The following is a 24,424-nucleotide window of genomic DNA, read 5'->3' on the forward strand; positions in this document are numbered from 1 at the left end:
CACACATCTACCGCGGCGGCCCGGACGAACCCAAACGTTTTATCGCCCGCGCCCCGTCGCAAGCTGCAAAAACGGGCGATCTGTGACTCCCGCGCCGCGTTCCGTCGCCTCGTAAGGGTCGCTTTCCGCAAGAATTGCATCCACGAGGCGACGCAGAACGGCCTCGCGCCCGCCGCGCGTGTAGAAGCTGCCCTTGATCTGCGACGTGGCGAGCAGGTAGCGGCGGAATGCAAGGTACGCCGCATGGTCCGGCGGCTCGGGTGCTGCGAAGAACGCGGTCAGCGGCTGGTCGGAGACGAGGCCCGGTTTGGCATAGACCGCGCGGCCGAAGGTGCGGACGGGCAGCCCCCGCCACAGCGCCTGTTGTGCGGCGGTGGAGTTCACCGTGACGGCACTCTGCGCACCATCGAGTAGTCGGGCGAGCGGCTCACCCTCGAGGAAGTGCACGCGATCAGACAGGGCGTGGCGGCGCGCGGCGGCGCGGATCTCACGCGGCAGGTTCTCCCGCCCGTCCTCGAACGGGTGCGCCTTGAAGACGAGGTGATGGTGCGCGGGCGCGCTCTCGGCAAAGGCGCGGGCGACGTCGGCGACGAAGGGCGCCATCCCGGAATAGGGGCTGTGCGCCTGCACCGACGCATCGTGGCCGAGCTGGAGCAGGACGACGTGATAAGGCGCGCCGGTGCGCATCAGCGCCCGTTCCCGGAACCGTCGGCGGAGGCGGCGCGCGGGCAGATCGGCGAGGGCGGTCAGAACGGTGCGCCGCTCCCGCGCGGCGCCGATCTCCCGATGCTCCGGCGCTTCAGGCCAGGCACGGGCCGCGAGGGCGATACGGGCGTGATAGGTCAGCCCGTGCCGCATATGGCCGAGCATCGCGCCCCACTGGTCCGGCGCGGCCCGGTCGGGCCGGGTGAGGCGGGCGGCGCGCGCCACGATCTCCTCCAGCGACAGGTCCATCAGGGGGGAGTTGCCGTTTACCCCGCTACGCTCGTATGTGATCCAATGAGGGCGGAGGTAGCCCTCCTCTAGAAAGTGCAGACGACATCCGGCGGCGCGGGCAGCCTCCGCCGCTACGCGGTGCACCGGACGGTAGTCGCCGTAGAGCACCACATCCGTCACGTCGGGCAGCAGGCGGTCGAGGAGTTCCGGCAGCTCGGCCACCCCGCCGCGGCAGGCATGGAAGCCCTCGCCCCGCCACTCCGCCGCGTCGCCGCCATTGAAGCCGATCCGCGCGCAGCGGTGCCCCGCCGCCTGAAGACGCGCGGCCAGGGCGGCAATGAAGGGACCGTGGGGCCCCTGGAGGAACAGGAAGCTGCGACGCATCCCCCCTCATAGCGCGCCGCGCTTGCCAACGGAACGGGCAGGCCATAGCTCTCGCCTCACGAAAGAGCGGGAGCGACCATCATGTTCACGGGCATCATCACCGATATCGGCCGCGTCGTGCGGGCGGAGATGAAGGGCGATCTGCATGTGCGCATCGCGACGGACTACGCGCCCGAGGGGATCGATCTCGGCGCCTCCATCGCCTGCGACGGGGTCTGCCTGACCGTGACCGATCGGGGCCGCGACGTGGGCCAGGCCTGGTTTGACGTGACGATCAGTGCCGAGAGCATCGACAAGACGACCGCCGGGACATGGACGCCGGGCAAGCGGCTCAACCTCGAACGCGCACTGCGCGTGGGCGATGAGCTCGGCGGGCACATCGTCTCGGGCCACGTGGACGGGCTCGCCGAGGTGATCGACGTGCGCGACGAGGGGGAGAGCACCCGCGTCACCCTGCGCGCGCCCGAGGGCCTTGCGAAGTTCATCGCGCCCAAGGGCTCGGTCGCGCTCAACGGCACCTCGCTCACCGTCAACGATGTTGACGGTCGCGATTTCGGCATCAATTTCATTCCGCACACCAAGGCCGAGACGACCTGGGGCGATGTCTCTACCGGCGATGCCGTGAATCTGGAGATCGACACCCTCGCCCGCTACGTCGCCCGGCTGGCGGACGCGCAGGGCTGAGCGTCACGGTTCCGACATTCGGGCGTGCCACTCTCCTGCCGGTTGCGATGGAGGGGGCATGCAACGGATTTTCACGGCCTTTACGGGCCTTCTTTTGGCGAGCGCCGCCGCGGGACAGGTGCCGCTCGTCGTCGAGGCGGACGGCGCCGCGGAGCTGGCGCTGGAGGTCCGGCTGGACGGGGCCGAGATCTGCACGCTCACCGGACCCGACGCGACCTGCGTGATCTCCGACTGGCCCGATCTGGGGGACCTCAGCATCTCAGGCGCGGTCGATGGGGCGGAGGTGACGCGAAGCTGGCGGCTGCTCGACATCTCCGAATGGACCGCGCCGCTGCATGACGGCGCGCTGGACCTGGGGGCGAAGCTCGACGCCTTTGCCGCGAACAGCACGGCGCTGCATGCCGCCGTCTCGCCCCGACCGGAGGGTCGGTTCTTCCCCGCCCCGGTCTTCGAGGTGGAGACGGTGGAGGAGGCTGTGCCGCCCGCCGAAACCCTGCCTGCGCCCCTCACAGCCTTCGCCACCCGTGCGGTCAGCTTCGACGAGATGACGTGGTACGCAGGCGCTCATCCCAACGTGCGCGGCTGGCCCAGCGTCACCGAGTTCTATGCGAGCGAGGGAGCGGCGGACGAGGACATCCCCAGCGGCCTGCGCGACTGGTCCGATGCGGCCACGGTCGTCTATATCGACCAGCGCCGGGACTGGTCGCTGCTCATCTGGCATCCGGAGCCCGCGCCGCACGGAACGTGGTCCTGGCTTCTCAGCGAATATGACGAGCCGTTCGAGATCGGACCGCGCGAAACCGACGAGGCCGTCGAGCGCCTACTCCTCGCCCCCCTCGGCCTGCGCCACAACGCGAACTGGGTGACGATGGCCGCCCTTGCCGCGGGACTGGAGCTTGCCGAGATCGAGGAGGCACCGCCGCTGGTCGTCGACCGCCTCGCGCCCGACACGACCTTCCGCCTCGCCGTGGGCGAGGAGCTGCAGCTCAGCTTCGAATAGACGCGGCGCAAGGTCCGCGCGATGACGGTACGGCCCCCTAGCCAAGGGGCCGTGGCTGGATTATCTGGGGCGCCTGCAAGGAAAGGTTTGCCCGTGCCAAGCGACACCGACTTCAAGGACGCGATCTCCTCGGTCGAGGACATCATCGAGGACGCGCGCAACGGGCGCATGTTCATCCTGGTGGACCACGAGGATCGGGAGAACGAGGGCGATCTCGTGATCCCCGCGCAGATGTGCACGCCGGATGCGATCAACTTCATGGCCACCCATGGCCGCGGCCTCATCTGCCTGACGCTGACCGGCGACCGGCTCGACCAGCTTGGCCTGCCGATGATGGCGCAGAGCAACTCCTCGCGGCACGAAACCGCCTTCACCGTCTCGATCGAGGCGCGGGAGGGGGTGACGACGGGCATTTCCGCCGCCGACCGGGCGCGCACCGTCTCCGTCGCCATCGACCCGACCTCCGGGCCGCAGGACATCGCGACGCCGGGCCACGTCTTCCCGCTGCGCGCGAAGGAAGGCGGCGTGCTGGTCCGCGCAGGCCATACGGAGGCGGCGGTCGATATCTCCCGCCTCGCAGGCCTGAACCCCTCCGGCGTGATCTGCGAGATCATGAAGGAGGACGGGACCATGGCCCGCCTGCCCGACCTGATCGCGTTTGCCCAGCGGCACGGGCTGAAGATCGGCACGATCTCCGACCTGATCGCCTATCGCCGCCGCCACGACAACCTCGTGCGGGAGGCCGCGACGAGGGAGGTCGTTAGCGAGTACGGCGGCGAGTGGACCCTGCGCGTCTTCTCCGACGTCACCGGCGGGGCGGAGCATCTGGCGCTGACCAAGGGCGATGTGAGCAACGGACCGGTCATGGTCCGCATGCACCCCGCCAACCCGCTGGAGGACATGCTGGCGCTCGTCCCCGGCCGCTCCCACCAACTTGAGACCGCGATGCGGCTGATCGGCGAGGAGGGACGCGGGGTCGTCGTCCTGCTCCGCGACATGAGCGCAAAGATGGCGATGGACGGCGAGGTCTCGCCGCAGACCCTGCGCAACTACGGCATCGGGGCACAGATCCTCGGTGCGCTCGGCGTGCACGAGATGATCCTGCTCACCAACTCCGCCGCGCCGAAGGTCGTGGGGCTGGAGGGCTACGGCCTTTCCATCGCGGGCACGCGGCCCATTCCGGACAGGGAGCACTGAGTCATGGCGAGCACCGAAGAGCATTTCGCGATGGATGCGCCCCGGCTCGACCCGGCGCCGCACCTCCTGCTGGTCACGGCCCCCTTCTACCGCCGCATCGCCGACTGGCTAATCGAGGGCGCTTCGTCTGCAATCGAAAGCGCCGGCGGTACGGTCGAGGCGATCGAGGTGCCCGGCGCGCTGGAACTGCCCACCGCCATCCGCCTCGCCTCGCGCACCGGACGCTATGACGGCTTCGTCGCACTCGGCTGTGTCATTCGGGGCGCGACCACCCATTACGAGACGGTCTGCAACGACAGCTCGCGCGGGATCACGCTGCTGGGCCTCGACGGGCTCTGCATCGGAAACGGGATCCTCACGGTGGAGAACATGGATCAGGCCGTCGAGCGGGCCGACCCCGCGCAGATGAACAAGGGCGGCGGCGCGGCCATCGCGGCGCTGCACCTGATCGCGCTCGACCGCCGGTTCCGCGCCCCTGCCCCGGTTGCCGACCCGCAATCCGAAATTCTCATGGCCGGAACCGCCGGTCCGAAGGATACTGCCTGACATGCCACGTCCCGTTCCCAAACCGAGCCGCGAGGAAAAGCGGCAGATGCGCTCGGCCTCCCGGCTCTTCGCGGTGCAGGCGCTCTTCCAGATGGAGCAGTCGGGCCAGCCGATGCCGGAGGTGCGCGAGCAGTTCGAGACGCACCGCTTCGGGGCGGAGCTCGATGGCGAGACCTATAGCGAGGGCGACGTCGACCTCTTTCGCGCGACGCTGAGCGAGGCGCTGGACCGTCAGGCCACCATCGACCAGGCGACCGACCGCGCCCTGGTCGAGCGTTGGCCGCTGGGCAAGATCGACCCGACACTGCGCGCCCTCTTCCGCGCCGCGGGGGCGGAGATCGCGGGGCTCGACACCCCGCCCAAGGTCGTCATCACGGAATATGTGGACGTGGCCAAGGCCTTCTTCCCCGACGGGAAGGAGCCCCGCTTCGTCAACGCCGTCCTCGATCACATGGCGCGGGAGATCAAACCCGACGCCTTTTCGTGAGGCTCACCATGACCGTTGGCGACCTGGTCCGCGGCACCGTCCGCCTCGTGGTGGACCACTTCCTTCTGCTTTTCACCATCGCCTTCGTCGGCACGCTGGCGACGACCGCGGTCCAGTACATGCTGGGCGCCGCTGTGGGCGAGGAGATGAGCGTGCTGGTCATCGTGATCGGCCTGTTCCTCTCCGCCGTGATCAACGGCCTTCTGTGCCTCTCCGCCTGGGACGCGCGGGAGGGGGCGGCCCCTGATCCGATGGAGGATCTGAACACCGCCTTCCGCATGGCCTTCCCCCTGCTCGGCGTCACGCTCGCCGTCGTGCTGATGATCGCGTTTGGCTTCGTGCTCCTGATCATCCCGGGCCTCTTCGCCATGACGGTGTTCAGCGTCTCGGTGCCCGCACTGCTGCTGGAGCGGCCGATCAGCATGATGGACGCCATGATCCGCTCGACGGAGCTGACGCGGGGCTATCGCTGGCAGGCCTTTGGCGGGCTGATCGTGATCGCCGCGCTGGGATTGTTCCTCATGATCGCACTGGCGCCCGCGGCCAGCGCGACGGGTGCCGTCATCATGTATTCGGTGGTCGTGAACACGGTGCTTCTGCTGCTCTCCACCGCCTATCTGGTGGAGCTCTACGGTCAGTTGCGCGACGCGCCGCGGATCACGGCAGACTGACTGTTTCCTCGCAAACGTCGCGCAGTGCTTGCCACTGGGCGGGCGTGAGTATGGGCCGCGCATCCGCGCCCGCCTGATCCGCCGCCTCGGCCGCCGCTGCGCGCGAGGCGAGGTCGGGGTGGGAGGCGAGGTGCGACATCAGCTCGCTCGTCTCGCCGATCTCCTCGTGCAGGCGAGCGAAGAACTCCGCGATGCCGCTGGTCGACACGTCGGCCTCCGTCAGCATCGCGAAGGCGAAGTCGTCGGCGGCCTCCTCCGCCTCCCGCTGGTAGGAGGAGGTGAGGAGCTGCTCGGCCACCGCAACCGCAACCACACCGCCCGCGAAGTCCCCGATGACCATGCTGAGCAGACCGGCGGAGCCCGCGGCGCGCAATGACAGGCGCAGGCCGTCGCGGCGGCTCACATGCCCGATCTCGTGGGCGAGGACACCTGCGACCTCCTCGGCACTCTCCGCCTCATCGATCAGCTCACGGAAGAAGATGACGTGGCCGCCGGGCAGTGCCACGGCGTTCACCATGTCGACGTCCCAGATCTCGGGCATCACGCCATAGGCGCCCTCGGGATCGAGCCGGGCGAGCATGATCTCCAGCGCGTCGATCCCCTTGGGCGCCACGCAACGCCGGGGCGTCTCTCCAAGGAAGGGTTCGGCAACGCGCACGAGGTTGCGGCGCACCTGCGCGCCCATCTGCGCCTCGGTCTCCGCCGTGATGAAGGGCGTCAGCCGCTCCGCCGTCAGAGGCACCAAGACGAAAACGATCAACACGAAGGACGCCGCCGCGGCCGCGCACCAGGCCAAAAGCTTGCCCGCACCGGGTCCGCGCCGCAGGGGCCGGGCGGCGGCAGGCACCCGCGCCCGGATCTCCTTGACCAGCGCGGGGTCGGAGACGCGCAGCCGCGCCTCCCCTTCCGCGATGTTGCCAAAGGCCGCCCCCCGCGCCGTCGCAGGGCCGGCCAAGCGCATGTCGAGCAGCGACCAACGCGCCAGCGTCCGCCCGCCGTCCTCGTCCGCGATGACCAGCGAGTGGCTGCCGAGCGCGATACGCACCGGGCGCCCGCGGGCGATCTCGCCGTCGAAATAGGTGCCGGTGCCGTTCATGCTCAGAACGCCGCCCCGACATCGAGCGCATCGGCGAAGCCGTCAGCCTCCATGAAGTCGTCCTCGGCCCGCTGGCGCACATCGGCGAGCGCCTCCGCGTTCTCGATCCGCAGCGTCTCGACATAGTGCTGGACCAGCGGCATGGAGACGAAGATCTCCGAAAACGCGCCGCCCAGCACGATAAGCAGGAGGTAGATCGCAACGAACCCGAGCAGCGCGGCCCCGCCGGCCAGCGCGGTCGTAATCGCCTCGGGATCGGTGAAGTCGATCGTCGATCCGACGAGCAGGTTCATCACCGCGAAAAGCACCGCGCCGATGACGCTGAGGATGACCGAGACGAGGAAGGTGCCGAGCAGCACGATCCCGATAACGCGGCCCGTGCGCACGCCGGACTGGAGGCGGATCGGCCCCGCCTCCTTCTGCCCAGTCAGGATGCGGAACGACACGATCTGGTAGCGGACGTAGAAGAGGATCAGCGCGAGATAGCCGATCACGCCGAACGCCACCGCAGCGATCGGAGAGTCCGCGCCCGTCGCCCCGATGATCAGCACGGTCGTGGCCACGACGCTCAGGATCACGCCGAGCCAGGGCCGCATCAGCGCCTGCCAGCGCCCGCCCTGCCGGAGCCTCAGATCACCGTAATAGGTCCGGTCACTCCGGAACTTCTCCAGCTTCCAGTGCTGGCGCGGGGCGAGCACACCCAGCGTCAGCACCGTGATCAGCGTCTGCACCAGCGCCACGCCGACATAGCGCCAAGCCGCAGGCTCCGCCCCGAAGCGGATGCCGCGAAAACGGGTACGCGACAGCACATAGCGGCGCGCGCGGTACTGGGCGTAGTAGGTGAGCGGGATCAGCGGCAGCAGCGTCAGCGTCCCCGCGAACTGGTTCCCGTCGAAGACCGACAGACCGACGACGTAGAGCCCGAGGTTGAAGATCGCGAGGATGATGGCGAGCACCACGATGGCGACGAGAAAGCCCAACAGCTTCTCGAGCCCCGTGCCGGTGTATTCAAAGCCCTCGCCCTCGACCTCCACAGCACCCCAGTAGTATTGGCGCATCTTCGTGCGCATCCAGAAGCGATAGATGCCCAGCGTCAGCACCGTGAACAGTAGCGTGCGCGCGGCCAGCCAGAACAGCGGCGTCGATTCGCCCACGAAACGGGGCGCGACAGGCGCTTGCGAGGATTGGGTCGTCATGAATTCTGTCCTTGGTGCCGTCCTTGTCGACACACTAGCGGGGGCAGTTGCGATCTGAACGAGAATTCAGACCGCACCGCACTTCAGAATTTATTGTTGCGCGGAAACCCGCGCGGCGCCATGCGGCCCGAGCCCGCACGCTTGCCGAGATAGTCGCCGAGCTCCGTCTCCGTCCGGGTGCGGCCTGCCGGATCCTTCCAGCTCAACCCCTCGGCGAGGGTGAAGGTCATGGCGTCGCTCAGCCCGCCATCCTTGTACTTCTGCAGGCGCACGCCCTTGCCGCGTGCCATCTCCGGCAGCTCGTCGAGGGGGAAGATCAGCACCTTGCGGTTCTCGCCCACCACGGCGACGTGATCGCCGCCGACAGGGCGACAGACCGCGGCCTTCGCATCGCGCACGTTGAGCGCCTGCTTGCCGGAGCGGGTCTGGGCCACGATATCGGCCTCCGGCACCACGAAGCCATCACCTGCGGTCGAGGCGACGAGCAGCTTGCGGGTGGCGTCATGGGCGAACAGCGCCACGATCTCCGCCTCGTTGGGCAGGTCGATCATCAGGCGCACCGGCTCGCCCATCCCCCGCCCGCCGGGCAGGTTGGAGGCGGCGAGCGTGTAGAACCGCCCGTTCGTCCCGAACAGCACCAGCTTGTCCGTGGTCTCCGCATGGAAGATGAAGCGAGGTCCGTCGCCGTCCTTGAACTTCATCTCGGTGTCGAGCGCGATGTGCCCCTTCATCGCGCGGATCCAGCCCATCTGGGAGCAGACGACGGTGATCGGCTCGCGCTCGATCATCGCCTCCAGCGGCACTTCAGCCGCCTCTGGCGCATCGGCGAAACCGGAGCGGCGGGCGGTGGTGGGATAGTCGGCGCCGTCGGTGCGCTTGAGATCGGCGAGGCTCTCGGCCGCGGTGATCCCCTTGTATTTCGCGGGCGCGCCGAACTCCTTGCGCGTCTCGCGCAGCTGATCGGCGATGCGGGACCATTGCAGCTCCTCGCTCCCGAGCAGGTCTTCGAGCTCCGCGCGCTCCGCGATCAGGTCGTCGCGTTCCTTGCGCAGCTCCATCTCCTCCAGCTTGCGCAGGGAGCGCAGGCGCATGTTGAGGATCGCCTCGGCCTGCACGTCGGTCAGCTCGAACTCGGCCATCAGGACCGGTTTCGGCTCGTCCTCGGTCCGGATGATCTCGATCACGCGGTCGAGGTTGAGGAAGGCGACGATGTACCCCTCCAGCACCTCCAGCCGCCGGTCGATCTTCTCCATCCGGTGGCGGGAGCGGCGGACCAGCACGTCGCGCCGATGGTCGAGAAACGCACGCAGCACGTCGCGAAGCGAGCAGACCTGCGGCGTGCGCCCGTCGATCAGCACGTTCATGTTGAGCGAGAAGCGCGTCTCCAGGTCCGTCTGACGGAACAGCGCCTCCATTAGCGTGGCCGGGTCCACGGTGCGGGCCTTGGGCTCCAGCACGATGCGGATGTCCTCGGCACTCTCATCGCGGATATCGGCGAGGATCGGCAGTTTCTTGGAGTTGATCAGCTCCGCGATCCGCTCGATCAGCTTCGATTTCTGGACCTGGTAGGGGATCTCGGTGACGACGATCTGCCATTGGCCGCGGCCCAGTTCCTCCCGCTGCCAGACGGAGCGCAGGCGGAACGCACCACGTCCCGTCGCATAAGCTTCGCGGATCGCGGCGGGTGGCTCGACGATGGTGCCCCCCGTGGGGAAATCCGGGCCGGGAATGAACTCGGTGAGCTTGTCGATGCCCGCATTGGGCGTCTTGATCAGGTAGAGGGCGGCGTCAATCACCTCGCCCACATTGTGCGGCGGAATGTTCGTCGCCATACCAACGGCGATGCCGGACGAGCCGTTGGCGAGGAGGTTGGGAAAGGCCGCCGGCAGCACCTCCGGCTCCTCCTCCGACCCGTCGTAGTTGGGGCGGAAATCGACCGCGTTCTCGGCCAGCCCCTCCATCATCGCGGCGGCGACGGCGGCCAGCCGCGCCTCGGTGTAGCGCTGGGCCGCGGGGTTGTCCCCATCGACATTGCCGAAGTTCCCCTGCCCGTCCACCAGCGGATAGCGGACGTTGAAATCCTGCGCGAGGCGGGCCAGCGCGTCGTAAATGGCCTGGTCGCCATGGGGGTGATAGTTACCCATGACCTCACCGACGATCTTCGCGCATTTGCGGAAGGCGCCGTTGGGGTCGAGCCGCAGCCCCCGCATCGCGAACAGGATCCGCCGGTGCACCGGCTTCAGCCCGTCGCGCGCATCCGGCAGCGCGCGGTGCATGATCGTGCTGAGCGCGTATTGCAGGTAGCGGTCGCCGATCGCGCGGGAGAGCGGCTCACGGCTGATATTGCCGTCCATGTCGGGGGTATCGGTGATCTCGGCCATAGATATGGTGTAGGATGGCGGCGAAAGCGCGTAAAGCCGGAAACGGCGGCACCGCTTGCCGCCGTGGCATTTGCGTATTTGGACAAAGAAGAAGCCCGCGACCGACTGGCCTCTTTGCCCTAGGCGCGCGACAGGCTAGGTCGAACGACATGGTACAGGGACCCCTACTCTATCTCATCGCCTTCGCCTGCCTTGCGGTGCTGGTGGTGCTTCTCATCGGCGTCGGCGGCTTTGCCAAGGGCGGCGATTTCAATCGGAAATATGCCAACAAGATCATGCGCCTGCGGATCCTGCTGCAGTTCATCGCGGTGATCATCATCGTGGCGGCGGTCTGGATCGCGCGGCAGACGGGAGGCTGAGCCATGGTGGTGCTCAACAAGATCTACACCAAGACCGGCGATCACGGAGAGACCGCGCTCGGCAACGGGGCGCGGGTGGCCAAGCACTCGATCCGGGTGAACGCCTACGGCACGGTGGACGAGGTGAACGCGACGGTGGGCCTCGCCCGGCAGGTGGCCGAGGGTGAGATGGACGATCGGCTGGCGGCAATCCAGAACGACCTCTTCGACCTTGGGGCGGATCTGTGCACGCCGGATATGGAGAAGGACGGGGAGCGCGAATACCCGCCCCTGCGCGTCGCCGACAGCCAGGTCGAGCGGCTGGAGGCGGAGATCGACGCGATGAATGCGAAGCTGGAGCCGCTCAGGAGCTTCATCCTGCCGGGCGGTACGCCGCTCGCCGCCCAGATGCACCTCTGCCGAACCGTGGCGCGGCGCGCGGAGCGGCTGGTGGTGGAGCTTGCCACGATGGAAAGCGTGAACCCCGCCTCGGTGAAATACCTCAATCGCCTGTCCGACTGGTTCTTCGTCGCCGGCCGCATCGCCAACGACGACGGCAAGAACGATGTGTTGTGGGTTCCGGGTGCGAACCGCTGACCGAAGGCCAGCGGCGGGCCGTCCAGTGGACGGACCGGCACCCGGAAGGGCGGAGCCCCGGAGTCTCAACTCCTTGATCTGACGCCACGCCTACCCCGCCCTCTCTGACGCGACGTTGGAATTGACGTGCACGTCACTTCTCGCGAGATCGTCGTGTCGAGGCAATAAGCCGCCGTATTCGCTCTAGGCGCGGCCCGCGTGGCCCGTTAGGACGGAGCGCAGAAAACAGGTCGGGCGTCGTTCCGGCCAAACGCAGTGGAGAGACGCAGATGAAGGTGCTGGTGCCGGTCAAACGCGTGATCGACTACAACGTGAAGGTTCGCGTGAAGGCGGACGGGAGCGGCGTCGATCTCGCCAATGTCAAGATGAGCATGAACCCGTTCGACGAGATCGCCGTCGAGGAGGCGATCCGGCTCAAGGAAAAGGGCGCGGCCGAGGAAATCGTCGTGGTCTCGATCGGCGTTAAGCAGGCGCAGGAGACGATCCGCACCGCGCTCGCCATGGGGGCCGACCGCGGCATCCTGATCGTCGCCGCCGACGACGTGCACCAGGATATAGAGCCGCTCGCCGTCGCCAAGATCCTCGCCAAGGTGATCGAGGAGGAACAGCCGGGCCTCGTGCTCGCCGGCAAGCAGGCGATCGACAACGACATGAACGCGACGGGGCAGATGCTCTCCGCGCTTCTGGGCTGGAGCCAGGCGACCTTCGCCTCCGAGGTGAACATCGACGGCGACCACGCCGCGGTGACCCGCGAGGTGGATGGCGGGCTGCAGACGATCAACGTGAAGATGCCCGCAATCGTGACCGTAGACCTGCGTCTGAACGAGCCGCGCTACGCCTCGCTGCCCAACATCATGAAGGCGAAGAAGAAGCCGCTCGACGAGAAGACCGCCGCCGATTACGGCGTGGACACAGCACCACGGCTGGAGATCGTGAAGACCTCCGAACCGCCGGAGCGCGCCGCGGGCGTTATGGTCGCTTCCGTCGAGGAGCTGGTGTCGAAACTGAAGAACGAAGCGGGGGTGATCTGATGGCCGTTCTCCTTCTGGCAGAAATGACCGGCGGCGCGTTCCAGCAGGACGCGACCGCGAAGGCGCTGAGCGCGGCAAAGCAGCTCGGCGACGTGACCGTTCTGGTCGCAGGTGAAGACGTGGGCGATGCCGCTTCGGCGGCCGCAAAGCTCGACGGCGTGGCGAAGGTGCTGGCCGTCTCCGACGCCTCACTGGCGCACTACCTTGCAGAGCCGGTGGCGGCCCTCGTCGCCTCCCTGGCGGGTGACTACGAGCACATCGTGGCCCCCTCCACCGCGAATGCGAAGAACGTGATGCCGCGCGTCGCGGCCCTGCTCGACGTCATGGTGCTCTCCGACGTGATGGGGATCGTCGATGGCGAGACGTTCGAGCGGCCGATCTACGCCGGCAACGCGATCCAGACCGTGAAGTCGGGTGACGCGAAGAAGGTGATGACGATCCGCACCGCCTCCTTCGACGCGGCGGGCGAAGGCGGCTCGGCGTCGGTCGAGGACGGCGCTGCCGCCGCCGATCCGGGCCTGTCGTCCTGGGTCGAGGACAAGGTGGAGGAGACCGACCGGCCCGAGCTCACCTCGGCCAAGGTCGTGGTCTCCGGCGGCCGCGGCGTCGGCTCCGAAGAGAACTTCGCGATGATCGAGAAGCTGGCCGATGCGATGGGTGCGGCCGTGGGTGCTTCCCGCGCGGCAGTCGACTCCGGCTACGCGCCGAACGACTGGCAGGTCGGGCAGACCGGCAAGGTCGTCGCACCCGATCTCTACGTCGCCGTCGGCATCTCCGGTGCGATCCAGCACCTCGCAGGGATGAAGGACAGCAAGGTGATCGTCGCGATCAACAAGGACGAGGAGGCGCCGATCTTCCAGGTCGCTGATTACGGCCTCGTCGCGGACCTCTTCGACGCGGTGCCGGAGCTGGAAAAGCAACTCGGCTGATCCGCTCCGATCGACTGCATATGGAAGGCCCCGCCAGTGCGGGGCCTTTTTCATTTCTCGATATGCGGGACGTAAACATCATCGGAGGAATGCTCGGCCGACGCGTCGGCCGGCGCATCATCCGGCTCACGCAAGAGCTGGCGGACCACCGGCCAGGCGATGGCCGTTGCGGCGACAGCAGCCAGGGCGAGCACGACGGTGTCGAATGTGCTCGGTGTCCCAAGCAGATCGCCGGCGAGCCACACCGGCAGGAGCAGCAGCACCGCGATCGCGATGCTGACGAGCAGGGCCGTCATCGGCCCCATCAGGCGATTGAGCAGAAGCATGTCGGAACGGGTCCGGGCGCGCGCCACGTTTCCCGTCCGCCGGATCGGTCCGGCAGCGTCAGGCGCGGCCCAAAAGAAAGATGCGCTCATCCGCGGCGGCCGGGAAGACCCGTCACAAAACGTGATCGTCAGTCCTTGCGGCGCACGGTCCAGCGGTTACCCTCGTCCTTGTTCAGATCGAAGGCACCGGTCTTTCGGACGAGGGTCGAGAGGTTCTGGCAGCCATAAGTCCGCGCGTCGAAATCGGGGTTGGCATTGGCGATCCGCTGGCCGAGGACGCCGAGCGGCACCCAGTCGTCCTCGCCCTCCAGCTCCGACATCGCGCGGCGGATGAGGGGAACGGCGGCCGAGGGCGGCTGTGTCCGGCGCTGAACCGGCGCCTCGCCGTCCGGGTCGCCGCGCAGGAGGTTCTCGTTGTAGATGAAGCGGGTGCAGGCGGCGCGGAACGCCTCGGGCGTCTTCTGCTCGCCGAAGCCGTAGACCACCGCCCCCTCTTCCTTGATCCGCTGGGCGAGCCGTGTGAAGTCGCTGTCGGAGGAGACGAGGCAGAACCCATCCACCGTCCCCTTGTGCAGGAGGTCCATCGCGTCGATCACCATGGTGATGTCGGAGGCGTTCTTGCCCTTCACATAGGCCGGCTGGTGGGTCGGGATCAGCGCGTGTGTGGCGAGCTTCTTCTCCCACCCCGCGAGTTCGGAGCGGGTGTAGTCACCGTAGATCCGGCGGACATTCGCCTCGCCCAACGCCGCGATCTCGTCGAACAGCGCCTTCGCGACGTTGTGGTTGGTGTTGTCGGCGTCGATGAGGACGGCGAGCTTGAGGCTTCGATCGGCCATGCGCGGCTCCCGGCGTTTGGGCTGGCGAGATGGTAAACCGCTCACGGGTCAGGTCCAGTCAGAGAAACCGCAGCCCCAGCACCTTGCTCACCGGGTCGGAGAGGAGCTCCGCCGCCTCCGCATGCATCATGTCGGAGGGGCAGCGGCGCGCGATCTCCGGTCGTTGACGTCCCGGGATCCGGGGGCCGAGTGCTGCCTCCTCCGACGCGACATACTCGACGTAGTAGTCCACATGCGGCTTCACCTCCTCGATCATCGAACGATCGACGAAGCTCGGCGGGTTCTCGCGGGCGTTGAACGGCTCCATCCGGTCGGCCATTTCCGGCGAGCTATCGGACAGCCAGCACAGGATCGTCGGCGTCTCGATATCCTCGATCAGTTCCTTCATCCGCGCGACCCAGGCCTGGCGCAGCTCGATCTCGACCACCTTGAACCGCTCGGGGCTCGCCTCCCAACAGGCGATCAGCATGTTGGCGACGAAGCGGAACTCGGAGAAGTCGATCTCCGGGTAAAGCGCGCGCATGGTCTCGCTCACCTCGCGCAGGCGCATGTTCCGGCGCACGAAGACGGAGAAGAGGCGGTTGGACGTCACATGCGCGCCCATCACCGTGATGACGCAGGCGCGCGCGTTCGAACACGCCTCCAGCACCACGGGATCCTTGAGAAAGAAGGTCGGCCCCGCACCCGGCGAGCCCCAGTTCGCGCACGGATACTCGATCAGTTTTTCAAGCTGCGTGGGCCACGGCGACATCGCGAAGCGGCCATATGTCTCCGATCCGCCGATGCAGGCGACATAGGGCTGGCTGAGATCCGGTTTCGGGCCCCTGAACACCTGGCGAGAACGGCCCCACCTATACTCGTCATAGTTGAGTCCTGTAGTGAGGACCGACTGGAAACTCATATTCTCTTCTCCGAATAGCGGGGCGAAGACTTCCCATGGCGTGTTCTTGACCCAACTACCAGCAAGGCATTTCGGTTTCCTAAACAGCGGTTGCACCCGCTCCGACGCGGCGCATAGTGTGGCTCCGCGATCATAGGAGGCGTGCAATGGCGATCGAGACGGTGGGCGTGGTGGGGGCTGGCCAGATGGGCAACGGCATCGCGCATGTGTTTGCGGTCGCCGGCTACGACGTTCTTCTCAATGACATTTCCGCCGACGCGCTGGAGGCCGCCCTCGACAAGATCGGCGGCAATCTCGACCGGCAGGTGTCGCGGGAGAAGATCTCCGCCACCGACCGTGATGCGGCGCTGAAGCGCATTCGCACCACGACCACCCTCGCCGATCTCGGCCCCACGGACCTCATCATCGAGGCCGCGACCGAGAACGAGCGGGTGAAGGAGAAGATCTTCGACGGGCTCGCCCCGCATCTGGGTGCGGGCACGATCCTGACCTCCAACACCTCCTCGATCTCCATCACGCGGCTGGCGAGCCGGACGGACCGGCCCGAGCGGTTCATGGGTTTCCACTTCATGAACCCGGTGCCGGTGATGAGCCTCGTGGAGCTCATTCGCGGGATCGCCACGGATCAGGCGACCTACGACACCCTGTCGGACGTGGTGAAGAAGCTCGGCAAGACCGCGGCGAGCGCCGAGGATTTCCCCGCCTTCATCGTCAACCGCATCCTGATGCCGATGATCAACGAGGCGATCTACACGCTCTATGAGGGGGTCGGTTCGGTACAGAGCATCGACACCTCGCTGAAGCTCGGCGCCAACCACCCGATGGGGCCGCTGCAACTGGCCGACTTCATCGGGCTCGACACGTGCCTCGCCATCATGAACGTGCTCCATGACGGCCTCGCGGACACCAAGTACCGGCCCTGCCCGCTCCTCGTGAAATATGTCGAGGCGGGATGGCTGGGCCGCAAGACCGGCCGCGGCTTCTACGACTATCGCGGCGAGGAGCCGGTGCCGACGCGCTGAGCGTCACAGATCGGTCATCGCAGCTTAACAGTGGCGAGGCCGTACCGTCGCAGCTCTGCGCAACCCTGAGGGGGCGCCCCGGACCGGGGCCGTCCAGCCAGGGAGTGTAGTATGCCAAGCATCAAGTTGACCCGCCGCCAGACCCTCGCCGCCGGGGCCGCCTTCGTCGGCACCCTCGCCATGCCGGGCCTCAGCCGCGCGCAGACGCGGCCCGTCATCACCCACGGCCTGCAGTCCGGCGACATCGCGCACGACGGCGCCATGATCTGGGCGCGTGCGGACCGCGAGGCGAAGATGCTCGTCGAGTGGTCCACGACCGAGGGCTTCGACATCGTTCATGCGGTCCAGCCCCTCGACATCGGCGCGCCGACGGACTTCACGGGCAAGCTGGCGCTCAGCGGACTGCCCTCGGATCAGGACATCTTTTACCGCGTGCGCATGATGGACCTTGCGGACAGCAACGCGATCTCCCCCCCGCAGATCGGCCATTTCCGCACCGCGCCCGCGGGCCTGCGCGACATCTCCTTCGTCTGGTCCGGGGACACCGCCGGTCAGGGCTGGGGCATCGACGAGGATCGCGGCGGGATGCGGACCTATGCCACGATGCTGACGCACGAGCCCGACTTCTTCATCCATTCCGGCGACACGATCTACGCCGACAACCCGATGGAGACGGAGGTCGCCCTCGCCGACGGCACCACCTGGCGCAACGTGGTGATCGAGCAGAAGGCAAAGGTGGCCGAGACGCTGGACGAGTTTCGCAAGCAGTACCTCTACAACATGCTCGACGACAACGTGCGCGCCTTCAACGCGCAGGTGCCGATGATGGCCCAGTGGGACGACCACGAGGTCACCAACAACTGGTATCCGAACGAGGTCCTCTCCGCCGACGACCGCTACACGGAGAAGTCGGCCCGCCTCCTCGCCTCCCGCGCCGCACGGGCCTTCCACGAGATGATGCCGACCCGGCAGGTGGCCGAGGAGCCGCATCGCATCTACCGCAAGATCGCCTACGGGCCGCTCCTCGACATCTTCTTCCTCGACCTGCGCACCTATCGCGGCGACAACACCCCGAACGACGAGGCGGAGGGCGCGCCCTTCCTCGGGCGGGAGCAGCTCGCCTGGCTGAAGCGGGAGCTCGCGGCGAGCGAGGCGACGTGGAAGGTCATCGCCTCCGACATGCCGATCGGGATGATCGTGCGCGACGGGGACGAGAACTTCGAGAACGGCGCGAACGGCGACGGCCCGGCGCTGGGGCGCGAGCAGGACATCGCGGAGATCCTGTCCTTCATCAAGCACGGCCGCGTGACCAATACGGTCTGGCTCACGGCGGACGTACACTACACCGCCGCCCACCACTACAGCCCCGACCGCGCGCAGTTCCAGGACTTCGAGCCGTTCTGGGAGTTCGTCTCGGGCCCGCTGCACGCCGGCACCTTCGGCCCCAACGACTACGACAACACCTTCGGACCGGAGGTCCGGTTCTCCAAGGCCCCGACCGAGGAGCAGGGCGTGAACCTGCCCCCTTCGGACGGGCTCCAGTTCTTCGGCAAGGTCGACATCGCCGCCGACACCCGCGTCATGACGGTCAGCCTGCTCGACATGGCCGACGAGGTGCTGTGGTCGACGGAACTTCAGCCGGTTCTGGGCTGAGCTGACGGGGCGGCCTCGGCGGGCCGCCCTACACCGCCAGGATCACGCTGACGCGTCGGTTCTGGCGGCCTTTCTTCTCGAACTTGCCGAGGGTGACGGGGCCGATCTCCGCCGTCGAGCGGACATGGGTGCCGCCGCAGGGCTGCAGGTCGATCTCCCCGATGCGCACCAGCCGGATGCGGCCCGCGCCGCGCGGGGGCTGGACGGACATCGTCTTCACGAGACCTGGATTGGCGTCGAGCTCGGCCTCGGTGATCCATTCGGAGCTGACGTCATGATCCTCCGCGATAAGGGCGTTGAGCCGATCCTCCAGCGCCTGCTTGTCCTCCGGCGCGTCCGGCATGTCGAAGTCGAGCCGGCCTTTCTGGGCACCGATGGAGCCGCCGGTGACGGGCAGCGGAATCACGACGGACAGCAGATGCAGCGCCGTGTGCACCCGCATGTGCCGGTGGCGAAGGTCCCAGTCGAGATACTGCGTGACCTGCGCCCCGACCGGCGGCAGCGGGGCGCCCTCAGCAGGCTTCAGCACGATCGCATCGCCCTCGCCCTTCACCGCCGTGGCCACCGCCATCTCGCCACCTTCCCAGGTGAGCCGCCCGGCATCCCCCGGCTGCCCGCCGCCCGTGGCATAGAAGAGCGATGCGTCGAGCACCACGCCATCCGCATGGGCCACGACCCGGCCCGGCGCCTCCCGCAGATAGGCGTCGTCGCGAAAGAGCGGCGTGGTCATGCGTCCTCGAACACGGCCGGGATGTCGTCGCGCTCAGTCACGAGCCACTCAGGCACCGGCAGGTTCTTCGATCGCAAGAAGTCGGGGTTGTAGAGCTTCGAGGCATAACGTGTGCCGTAGTCGCAGAGGATCGTGACGACCGTGCTGCCCGGGCCGAGTTCCTTCGCCAGCCGCATCGCGCCGGCAACGTTGACACCCGACGAGCCGCCGAGGCAGAGCCCCTCCTGCTCCAGCAGATCAAACGTGATCTGCACGGCCTCGTCATCGTGGATGTTCCAGGAGAAATCGGGGGTGAAGCCCTCCAGGTTCTTCGTGATCCGCCCCTGCCCGATCCCTTCGGTGATCGAGCTGCCCTCGGATTTCAGCTCCCCGGTCGTGTAGAAGCTGTGGAGCGCCGCGCCGTCGGGATCGGCGAGCCCGATCTTCACGCCGCGGTGCTGCAGCGCCTCCGCCACGCCCGCGAGCGTCCCGCCGGAGCCCACCGCGCAGATGAAACCGTCGACCTTGCCGCCCGTCTGCTCCCAGATCTCGGGGCCGGTGGTCTCGGCATGGGCGCGGCGGTTGGCGACGTTGTCGAACTGGTTGGCCCAGATCGCACCGTTCGGCTCGGTCTCCGCCAGCTTGTGCGCCAGCCGCTCGGAGTAGCGGACATAGTTGTTGGGGTTGCGGTAGGGGGCGGCCGGGACCTGCACGAGCTCCGCACCCGCGAGCCGCAGCATGTCCTTCTTCTCCTGGCTCTGCGTCTCGGGGATCACGATCACCGACTTGAACCCCATGGAGGAGCCGACGAGCGAGAGCCCGATGCCCGTGTTGCCGGCGGTGCCCTCCACGATCGTGCCACCGGGGCGCAGGTCGCCCCGCTCCACCGCGTCGCGGATCATGTAGAGGGCTGCCCGGTCCTTGACCGACTGGCCGGGGTTGAGGAACTCCGCCTTGCCCCAGATCTCGCAGCCCGTGGCCTCCGACGGTCCGTTGAGCCGGATCAGCGGCGTGTTCCCGATGGCCTCGGGCAGGTCCCTGTACACGTTCGCCATCGCGGCCTCCCTATCTGGTTGTCCGGGCAACCTATGCGGTGGGGTCGGAGGCGGCAAGGCGGGTCCGCGCCGGGGGGACCGCCGAGCCGGGCGCGCGCCTGCCCGTGGGATGGCGCCCCAGCCCTGCGAACGAAGCACTTTATCTCAGCAAGGTCGTTGCTCCGCCCGAAACTCTCCACTCCATCGCAAAGCGCCAGCCCGTCACGCTGGAAGCGTGCCTCCGGCACGACGACGGGCAGGCGCGCGCCCGGCGCCTTCGGCTTGATTCCGGGCGGGCATCGCGAAGACCATCGCGCAGAAGTTCCCCGAAGCCTACGCTGCCGATCAGGCGACGGAGAAGGGCGACCGCGGCAAGCTGGGAACGGTCACGACGGCCGAGATCGTTCGCGAGACGGCCCGGTTCACCGTCGTGAACGCCTACACCCAGTACCAGTGGCGCGGGCGCGGGCCGCATGCCGACTACGACGCCATCCGTTCCTGCTTCGACGCCGTGCGGGGTCGCTACACGGGCGCCCGGATCGGCTATCCCCTGATCGGCGCGGGCCTCGCGGGCGGCGACTGGGAGGAGATTGCCCCGATCATCGACGCGGCCCTCGAAGGCCTCGATCACACGCTGGTCCTGCTGCCACCGCGTTGAGGCAGGTCAGAGCGGCTCCCCTGCGGCTCCGCCCATGCTTTCGGGCCGGTCGGACAGCCGAACGAACGGCGCCCGCCACGGTGGCGCGTCGAAGGGATCGGGCCAGTATTCGAGTTGATGCACGATCTCCCCGCGCTCCACACGGTGAAACGTCACTACGGTCGCCTGCATCACGCCATCCGTGACATCTACCTCCGTCACCACATCGGGATCGCCGGCGACGAGCTGCCGAAGCGTGAAGCGCCAGCGCCCCTCCGCGGGATAATCGGCGTTGACCCTGATGAAATTCTCACGCCCTTCGATCAGCTCACGCGACTGCGGCCAGTAGCCACGGTAGTCGGGGCTCAGCAGGCGGCTCGCCGCCGCGAAGTCGTTCGTCGCCATCGTTTGCCAGAACCGTCGAACGACATCGCTTGGCGTCATTCTACCCCCACTCCGCGCGCAGGCGGTCGTGGTGCATGAAGAGGTAGAGGAGGTTGAGGAGAAGCGGTCCGTTCTCGATCTCGCCGGACTCCCAGGCGGCCTTCGCCTCCTCGACGGTGAGAATGAGGGTGCGGATGTCCTCGTCCTCCTCCTCCGCGCCGTGCAGCCCGCCGCCGCCCGACAGGTCCGCCTCGCCGATGAAGCAGGTCATCTTCTCGGCCAGGGTACCGGGGCTGGTGTAGTGAGAGGGGAGTTGGACGACCCGCCCGATCTCCAGCCCCGCTTCCTCCCGCGCCTCGCGGCGGGCGGTTTCCTCGGCGCTTTCGATGGTGTCGATGCGGCCCGCCACGGTCTCGATCGTCCAGGGCACCTTCGCACCACGGGCCAGCGCGCCGACGCGGAACTGTTCGAGCATGAGCACCGTGTCGCTCTTCGGGTCGTAGGGGAGCAGGCAGACCGCATCGCCGGTGCAGAAGATCGCGCGGTCGAGCGGACCCATGGTTTTGCCCGAAAAGGTAGGGTGCGTGACCTTGTGGAACTCCACGGCGTAGTAGTCCACGTAAGGCCGCTCCACCGGCTCCATCTGCACATCATCGCGGGTGAGCTTCGAACGGAGCTTCACCACGTCAGTCTCCGCGTGGGCACGGGCGCGGGCATAGGCGCGGAAGCGGATGCCGGGCCAGATCTTATCCACTTGCTCGGGCGGCACCTGCCCGTAGAGGTCCATCAGCTCCACGGCCGCCTCGGCAAAGGCGCGCTGCTGCGTGGCCTGCCAGGCGCCGAAATCCCAGGCGCCGTCGGTCTTCAGATGCGCGCCGCGGACATAGAACAGCTCGACCGGCATCGGACCCGCATCGGTCCGCGCCTCGGCCTCCACCAGCTCGTAATCGAACTCGTCCTCGAAGAAGTTGAGACGTGCGACCGCCTCCTCCGGCAGACCGTCGAGCACGATGCCCGTGGCCTCCGCCCCCGCCTCGCGCAGGATGACGGGATAGTCCTCGCCCTTCACGGCGCGCACGGCGTGATCCGGCAGCACAGCCTCGCGCACGGTCACGGCGTCGCGGTAGGGGCCGAGCACGATATCGCGGGTTTCCGCATCGCGCAGCGTGCCGTAGAAGAACAGTCGTCGCGCCATCATCCCCTCCGCCGCAGTGCAGCATCCCCATAACGCGGCGCGTTTTTTTTGTCGAAACCTATTTCGGAGTTGATCCGACCTGACCCTTTGCGCGTACTGTTAAGTGACGAATTGAAACTGACCCGACTTGAGTAAGAGATGACCCGTTTCGCCCCTTCCGACGCCCTGCTCGCGGCCTATGCCAGCGGCACCGCCAGCCCGGGTATGAGTCTGCTTGTCGAGACGCACCTCGCCATGGCCCCTGCCGCGCGCCCGCGCCTGGCGGAGATGGAAAGCGTGGGTGGCGTGCTGCTCGAAGGCACCGCCCCCGCCCCGATGCGGGAGGGCGCGCTCGATGCGACGCTCGCCCTGCTCGATGCAGCCCCCAGCGCGCCCGAGGAAGTGCCCGCCGCCAACGGCGTCCTGCCCGCCCCGCTCGCGGCTGCGGTCGGTGGTCGCGGGGTGGATGATCTGCGCTGGCAGTTCCGTCTGCCGGGTCTACATGAAGTCGTGCTCGACGGGTTCGGCGAGGGGGAGGAAGTGTCTCTTCTGCGCGCGAAGCCCGGCGCGGGGATCATGAAGCACACTCACCGCGGTGAGGAAGCGACGCTGATCCTCGCGGGCGAAATGACGGATGGAGATACGGTGCTGCGCGCCGGTGACGTGTCGGAAGCCGATGGCGACCACGATCACCAGCCGCGGATCACGGGGGACGAGACATGCTACTGCCTGATCGTGATGAGCGGCGGAATGCGCTTCACGGGTCCGTTCGGGCGGGCGCTAAACCTCTTCACCTGACACGACGCACGGCGCTGGCGGCCGGGGCCGCCGCGCTTTTCGCGCCCTCCATCGCACTGGCATCGACCGCGACGCGCCGCTACCGGCTTGAGCGGGGCAGTTCCGATATCGGCCACCACGACATCTCCGTCTCCCGCACCGGGGACGAGATCGCGGTGGAGATCGATATCGAGATTCTTGTGCGCGTGCTCGGCATCGCCGCCTACCGCTACACCATGACCAATTCGGAGCGCTGGCGCGGGGGCGAGGTCGTCTCGATCCGCTCGCGGACCAACAATGACGGTGAGGATGCGTTCGTGACCGCGACCCGCACCGGCGATGTGCTGGAGGTCGAGGGCTCGACCTTCTCCGGCGCCGTGCCGGGGCTGATCGGGACAACGACCTACTGGACACCCGCCTTCCTGCAGCGCGACGTCTGGGTCAGCACGCAAGGCGGTGCGCCGCTCGACATTGCGGCCCGACGCGCCGGCACCGCGCAGTATCCGACCCCCGCCGGTGCCGTACCCACGACCGCGTGGGAGCTCGGGCCGGAGCTGGAGGCGACGCTCCACTATTCCAATGCGGGCGAATGGGTGGGCTCCACCTTCGATGCCCGCGGCCAGCAGGTGCGCTATATCCCGCAGGACCTCAACCCGGCCCTCGCCCCGCTCTGGAGCACCTGAATGAGCATATTTTCCAAGGTCATGCGGCCCCGCAACGGCGCCGCCTGGGTCACCGGTGCGTCCGGCGGCATCGGCCGCGCAGTGGTCAAGCGCCTCGCACAGAAGGGCTGGACCGTCCACGCCACCGCCCGCAGCGAGGATGAGCTGAAGGCGCTCGCCGCCGAGGCGCCGGACGGCAAGGTGATCCCCACCCCCGGCGACGTCACCGACCTCGCCCGGATGAAGGAGATCGTGAGCGAGATCACGGCCCAGGGCCCGCTCGCCCTCGCGCTGCTCAATGCCGGGATCTACACGCCGATGCGCGCCAACGATTTCGATGCGGAGACGGCGGCGAAGATGTGGCGCGTGAACCTCGAGGGCGTGTCAAACTGCACCGATCCGGTGCTGAAGGCGATGATCACGCAAGGCGACGGTCACCTCGCCATCACCGCCTCCGTCGCCGGCTATCGCGGGCTGCCCGACGCCGCAGTCTATTCCGGCACCAAGGCGGCCCTCATCGCCTATTGCGAAGCGCTGGCGATGGATTGCGTCGACCTCGGCATCCGCGTCTCGGTCGTCAATCCCGGCTTCGTGGAGACGGAAGCGACCTCGGTCAACGAGTTCGAGATGCCGTTCCTGATGAAGCCCGACGAGGCCGCGAAGCGTATCGTCGACGGCCTCGCGAGCCCCGGTTTCGAGGTCGCCTTCCCCACCCGGTTCGAGCTGATCCTCAAGACCATCGGCCTCCTGCCCAACCGCGCCTATATCACTGCGGTGCGCAAGGCGACCGGCTGGGACGGAAAAGCCGGACGCTCGACCTCCTGACGGCCACGCAT

General features: G+C 67.6%; 27 protein-coding genes. 16 read left to right on the plus strand and 11 right to left on the minus strand.

The window, feature by feature from the left end; genetic code table 11:
* Positions 1 to 39: 39 nt before the first annotated feature.
* The gene (locus I0K15_RS00425) at positions 40 to 1,320 is read right to left on the minus strand and encodes a capsule biosynthesis protein (RefSeq protein ID WP_196103488.1); all 1,281 of its coding nucleotides are present in this window, start codon (positions 1,318 to 1,320) and stop codon (positions 40 to 42) included.
* 81 nt (positions 1,321 to 1,401) lie between these two features.
* Between I0K15_RS00425 and I0K15_RS00430 the strand changes: the two genes are divergently transcribed.
* From I0K15_RS00430 to I0K15_RS00455, 6 genes are all read left to right on the plus strand, one after another.
* A complete protein-coding gene (locus I0K15_RS00430) occupies positions 1,402 to 2,004 on the plus strand; it encodes a riboflavin synthase (protein WP_196103489.1) in 603 nt (200 codons plus the stop codon).
* Positions 2,005 to 2,062: 58 nt separating this feature from the next.
* Positions 2,063 to 3,004, plus strand: coding sequence for a hypothetical protein (locus I0K15_RS00435; RefSeq protein ID WP_196103490.1), 942 nt, complete (start codon positions 2,063 to 2,065; stop codon positions 3,002 to 3,004).
* Positions 3,005 to 3,091: 87 nt separating this feature from the next.
* Positions 3,092 to 4,201, plus strand: coding sequence for a 3,4-dihydroxy-2-butanone-4-phosphate synthase (gene ribB, locus I0K15_RS00440; protein ID WP_422393997.1), 1,110 nt, complete (start codon positions 3,092 to 3,094; stop codon positions 4,199 to 4,201).
* Between the two features lie 3 nt (positions 4,202 to 4,204).
* On the plus strand, positions 4,205 to 4,747 hold the full coding sequence (locus I0K15_RS00445; RefSeq protein WP_196103492.1) for a 6,7-dimethyl-8-ribityllumazine synthase: 543 nt from the start codon (positions 4,205 to 4,207) through the stop codon (positions 4,745 to 4,747).
* Position 4,748: 1 nt separating this feature from the next.
* Positions 4,749 to 5,234: a transcription antitermination factor NusB gene (nusB, locus tag I0K15_RS00450; RefSeq protein ID WP_196103493.1), complete on the plus strand. Its 486-nt coding sequence runs from the start codon at positions 4,749 to 4,751 to the stop codon at positions 5,232 to 5,234.
* A gap of 8 nt (positions 5,235 to 5,242) precedes the next feature.
* Positions 5,243 to 5,905 carry a hypothetical protein gene (locus tag I0K15_RS00455; protein ID WP_196103494.1) on the plus strand — a complete coding sequence of 221 codons (663 nt, stop codon included), beginning with the start codon at positions 5,243 to 5,245 and terminating at the stop codon, positions 5,903 to 5,905.
* On the opposite strand, the gene I0K15_RS00460 is transcribed toward I0K15_RS00455, so the two are convergent.
* From I0K15_RS00460 to parC, 3 genes are all read right to left on the minus strand, one after another.
* Entirely contained in the window at positions 5,892 to 7,001 is a 1,110-nt protein-coding gene (locus tag I0K15_RS00460; protein ID WP_196103495.1) for a M48 family metallopeptidase, read from the minus strand. The two genes, I0K15_RS00455 and I0K15_RS00460, sit on opposite strands and share 14 nt — an antisense overlap.
* A gap of 2 nt (positions 7,002 to 7,003) precedes the next feature.
* Positions 7,004 to 8,197 (minus strand): DUF898 family protein, encoded by a 1,194-nt coding sequence (locus tag I0K15_RS00465; RefSeq protein WP_196103496.1) that lies wholly within the window; start codon positions 8,195 to 8,197, stop codon positions 7,004 to 7,006.
* An 83-nt stretch (positions 8,198 to 8,280) separates the two neighbouring features.
* On the minus strand, positions 8,281 to 10,578 hold the full coding sequence (gene parC / locus I0K15_RS00470; RefSeq protein WP_196103497.1) for a DNA topoisomerase IV subunit A: 2,298 nt from the start codon (positions 10,576 to 10,578) through the stop codon (positions 8,281 to 8,283).
* Between the two features lie 149 nt (positions 10,579 to 10,727).
* Between parC and I0K15_RS00475 the strand changes: the two genes are divergently transcribed.
* The 4 genes from I0K15_RS00475 to I0K15_RS00490 all read left to right on the plus strand — a co-directional run bounded on the left by I0K15_RS00475 (position 10,728) and on the right by I0K15_RS00490 (position 13,473).
* The gene (locus I0K15_RS00475; protein WP_196103498.1) at positions 10,728 to 10,937 is read left to right on the plus strand and encodes a twin transmembrane helix small protein; all 210 of its coding nucleotides are present in this window, start codon (positions 10,728 to 10,730) and stop codon (positions 10,935 to 10,937) included.
* A 3-nt stretch (positions 10,938 to 10,940) separates the two neighbouring features.
* A complete protein-coding gene (locus tag I0K15_RS00480) occupies positions 10,941 to 11,513 on the plus strand; it encodes a cob(I)yrinic acid a,c-diamide adenosyltransferase (RefSeq protein WP_196103499.1) in 573 nt (190 codons plus the stop codon).
* Positions 11,514 to 11,782: 269 nt separating this feature from the next.
* Positions 11,783 to 12,544 (plus strand): electron transfer flavoprotein subunit beta/FixA family protein, encoded by a 762-nt coding sequence (locus I0K15_RS00485; protein ID WP_196103500.1) that lies wholly within the window; start codon positions 11,783 to 11,785, stop codon positions 12,542 to 12,544.
* Complete coding sequence (locus I0K15_RS00490) at positions 12,544 to 13,473, plus strand: electron transfer flavoprotein subunit alpha/FixB family protein (protein WP_196103501.1); 930 nt, start codon at positions 12,544 to 12,546, stop codon at positions 13,471 to 13,473. Before I0K15_RS00485 ends, I0K15_RS00490 begins: the two co-directional genes overlap by 1 nt.
* A gap of 50 nt (positions 13,474 to 13,523) precedes the next feature.
* Here I0K15_RS00490 and I0K15_RS00495 read toward each other — a convergent pair whose 3' ends face one another.
* The 3 genes from I0K15_RS00495 to I0K15_RS00505 form a co-directional block, all read right to left on the minus strand.
* The gene (locus tag I0K15_RS00495; protein ID WP_196103502.1) at positions 13,524 to 13,799 is read right to left on the minus strand and encodes a hypothetical protein; all 276 of its coding nucleotides are present in this window, start codon (positions 13,797 to 13,799) and stop codon (positions 13,524 to 13,526) included.
* Between the two features lie 128 nt (positions 13,800 to 13,927).
* Positions 13,928 to 14,635, minus strand: a complete 708-nt coding sequence (locus I0K15_RS00500) for an NYN domain-containing protein (RefSeq protein ID WP_196103503.1) — start codon at positions 14,633 to 14,635, stop codon at positions 13,928 to 13,930.
* Between the two features lie 58 nt (positions 14,636 to 14,693).
* A complete protein-coding gene (locus I0K15_RS00505) occupies positions 14,694 to 15,536 on the minus strand; it encodes a DUF6473 family protein (RefSeq protein ID WP_196103504.1) in 843 nt (280 codons plus the stop codon).
* A 146-nt stretch (positions 15,537 to 15,682) separates the two neighbouring features.
* Between I0K15_RS00505 and I0K15_RS00510 the strand changes: the two genes are divergently transcribed.
* Together I0K15_RS00510 and I0K15_RS00515 are read left to right on the plus strand one after the other, a co-directional pair.
* Positions 15,683 to 16,558 carry a 3-hydroxybutyryl-CoA dehydrogenase gene (locus I0K15_RS00510; RefSeq protein ID WP_196103505.1) on the plus strand — a complete coding sequence of 292 codons (876 nt, stop codon included), beginning with the start codon at positions 15,683 to 15,685 and terminating at the stop codon, positions 16,556 to 16,558.
* 111 nt (positions 16,559 to 16,669) lie between these two features.
* Complete coding sequence (locus tag I0K15_RS00515; RefSeq protein ID WP_230374216.1) at positions 16,670 to 18,211, plus strand: alkaline phosphatase D family protein; 1,542 nt, start codon at positions 16,670 to 16,672, stop codon at positions 18,209 to 18,211.
* A gap of 28 nt (positions 18,212 to 18,239) precedes the next feature.
* On the opposite strand, the gene I0K15_RS00520 is transcribed toward I0K15_RS00515, so the two are convergent.
* Both I0K15_RS00520 and I0K15_RS00525 read right to left on the minus strand, forming a co-directional pair.
* Positions 18,240 to 18,941, minus strand: a complete 702-nt coding sequence (locus tag I0K15_RS00520; RefSeq protein ID WP_196103506.1) for an alanyl-tRNA editing protein — start codon at positions 18,939 to 18,941, stop codon at positions 18,240 to 18,242.
* Complete coding sequence (locus tag I0K15_RS00525; RefSeq protein ID WP_196103507.1) at positions 18,938 to 19,975, minus strand: cysteine synthase A; 1,038 nt, start codon at positions 19,973 to 19,975, stop codon at positions 18,938 to 18,940. The genes I0K15_RS00520 and I0K15_RS00525 overlap by 4 nt, the downstream gene beginning before the upstream one ends.
* Before the next feature lie 409 nt (positions 19,976 to 20,384).
* Here I0K15_RS00525 and I0K15_RS00530 point away from each other — a divergent pair, with 409 nt between their 5' ends.
* Entirely contained in the window at positions 20,385 to 20,612 is a 228-nt protein-coding gene (locus I0K15_RS00530) for a macro domain-containing protein (protein ID WP_196103508.1), read from the plus strand.
* A 6-nt stretch (positions 20,613 to 20,618) separates the two neighbouring features.
* Here the strand turns inward: I0K15_RS00530 and I0K15_RS00535 are convergent, their stop codons facing one another.
* Together I0K15_RS00535 and I0K15_RS00540 are read right to left on the minus strand one after the other, a co-directional pair.
* Positions 20,619 to 20,996, minus strand: coding sequence for a nuclear transport factor 2 family protein (locus I0K15_RS00535; protein ID WP_230374217.1), 378 nt, complete (start codon positions 20,994 to 20,996; stop codon positions 20,619 to 20,621).
* A 40-nt stretch (positions 20,997 to 21,036) separates the two neighbouring features.
* Positions 21,037 to 22,170: an NUDIX domain-containing protein gene (locus I0K15_RS00540; protein WP_196103510.1), complete on the minus strand. Its 1,134-nt coding sequence runs from the start codon at positions 22,168 to 22,170 to the stop codon at positions 21,037 to 21,039.
* Positions 22,171 to 22,308: 138 nt separating this feature from the next.
* On the opposite strand from I0K15_RS00540, the gene I0K15_RS00545 reads away from it, so the two are divergent.
* From I0K15_RS00545 to I0K15_RS00555, 3 genes are read left to right on the plus strand one after another with little or no spacing between them, the layout of a single operon-like run.
* Positions 22,309 to 22,947, plus strand: a complete 639-nt coding sequence (locus I0K15_RS00545; protein WP_196103511.1) for a ChrR family anti-sigma-E factor — start codon at positions 22,309 to 22,311, stop codon at positions 22,945 to 22,947.
* Complete coding sequence (locus tag I0K15_RS00550) at positions 22,869 to 23,609, plus strand: DUF6134 family protein (protein ID WP_196103512.1); 741 nt, start codon at positions 22,869 to 22,871, stop codon at positions 23,607 to 23,609. Before I0K15_RS00545 ends, I0K15_RS00550 begins: the two co-directional genes overlap by 79 nt.
* A complete protein-coding gene (locus I0K15_RS00555; RefSeq protein WP_196103513.1) occupies positions 23,610 to 24,413 on the plus strand; it encodes an SDR family NAD(P)-dependent oxidoreductase in 804 nt (267 codons plus the stop codon).
* Positions 24,414 to 24,424: the final 11 nt, after the last annotated feature.

The sequence above is a fragment of the Pontivivens ytuae genome, from assembly GCF_015679265.1.
Classification (GTDB): domain Bacteria; phylum Pseudomonadota; class Alphaproteobacteria; order Rhodobacterales; family Rhodobacteraceae; genus Pontivivens; species Pontivivens ytuae.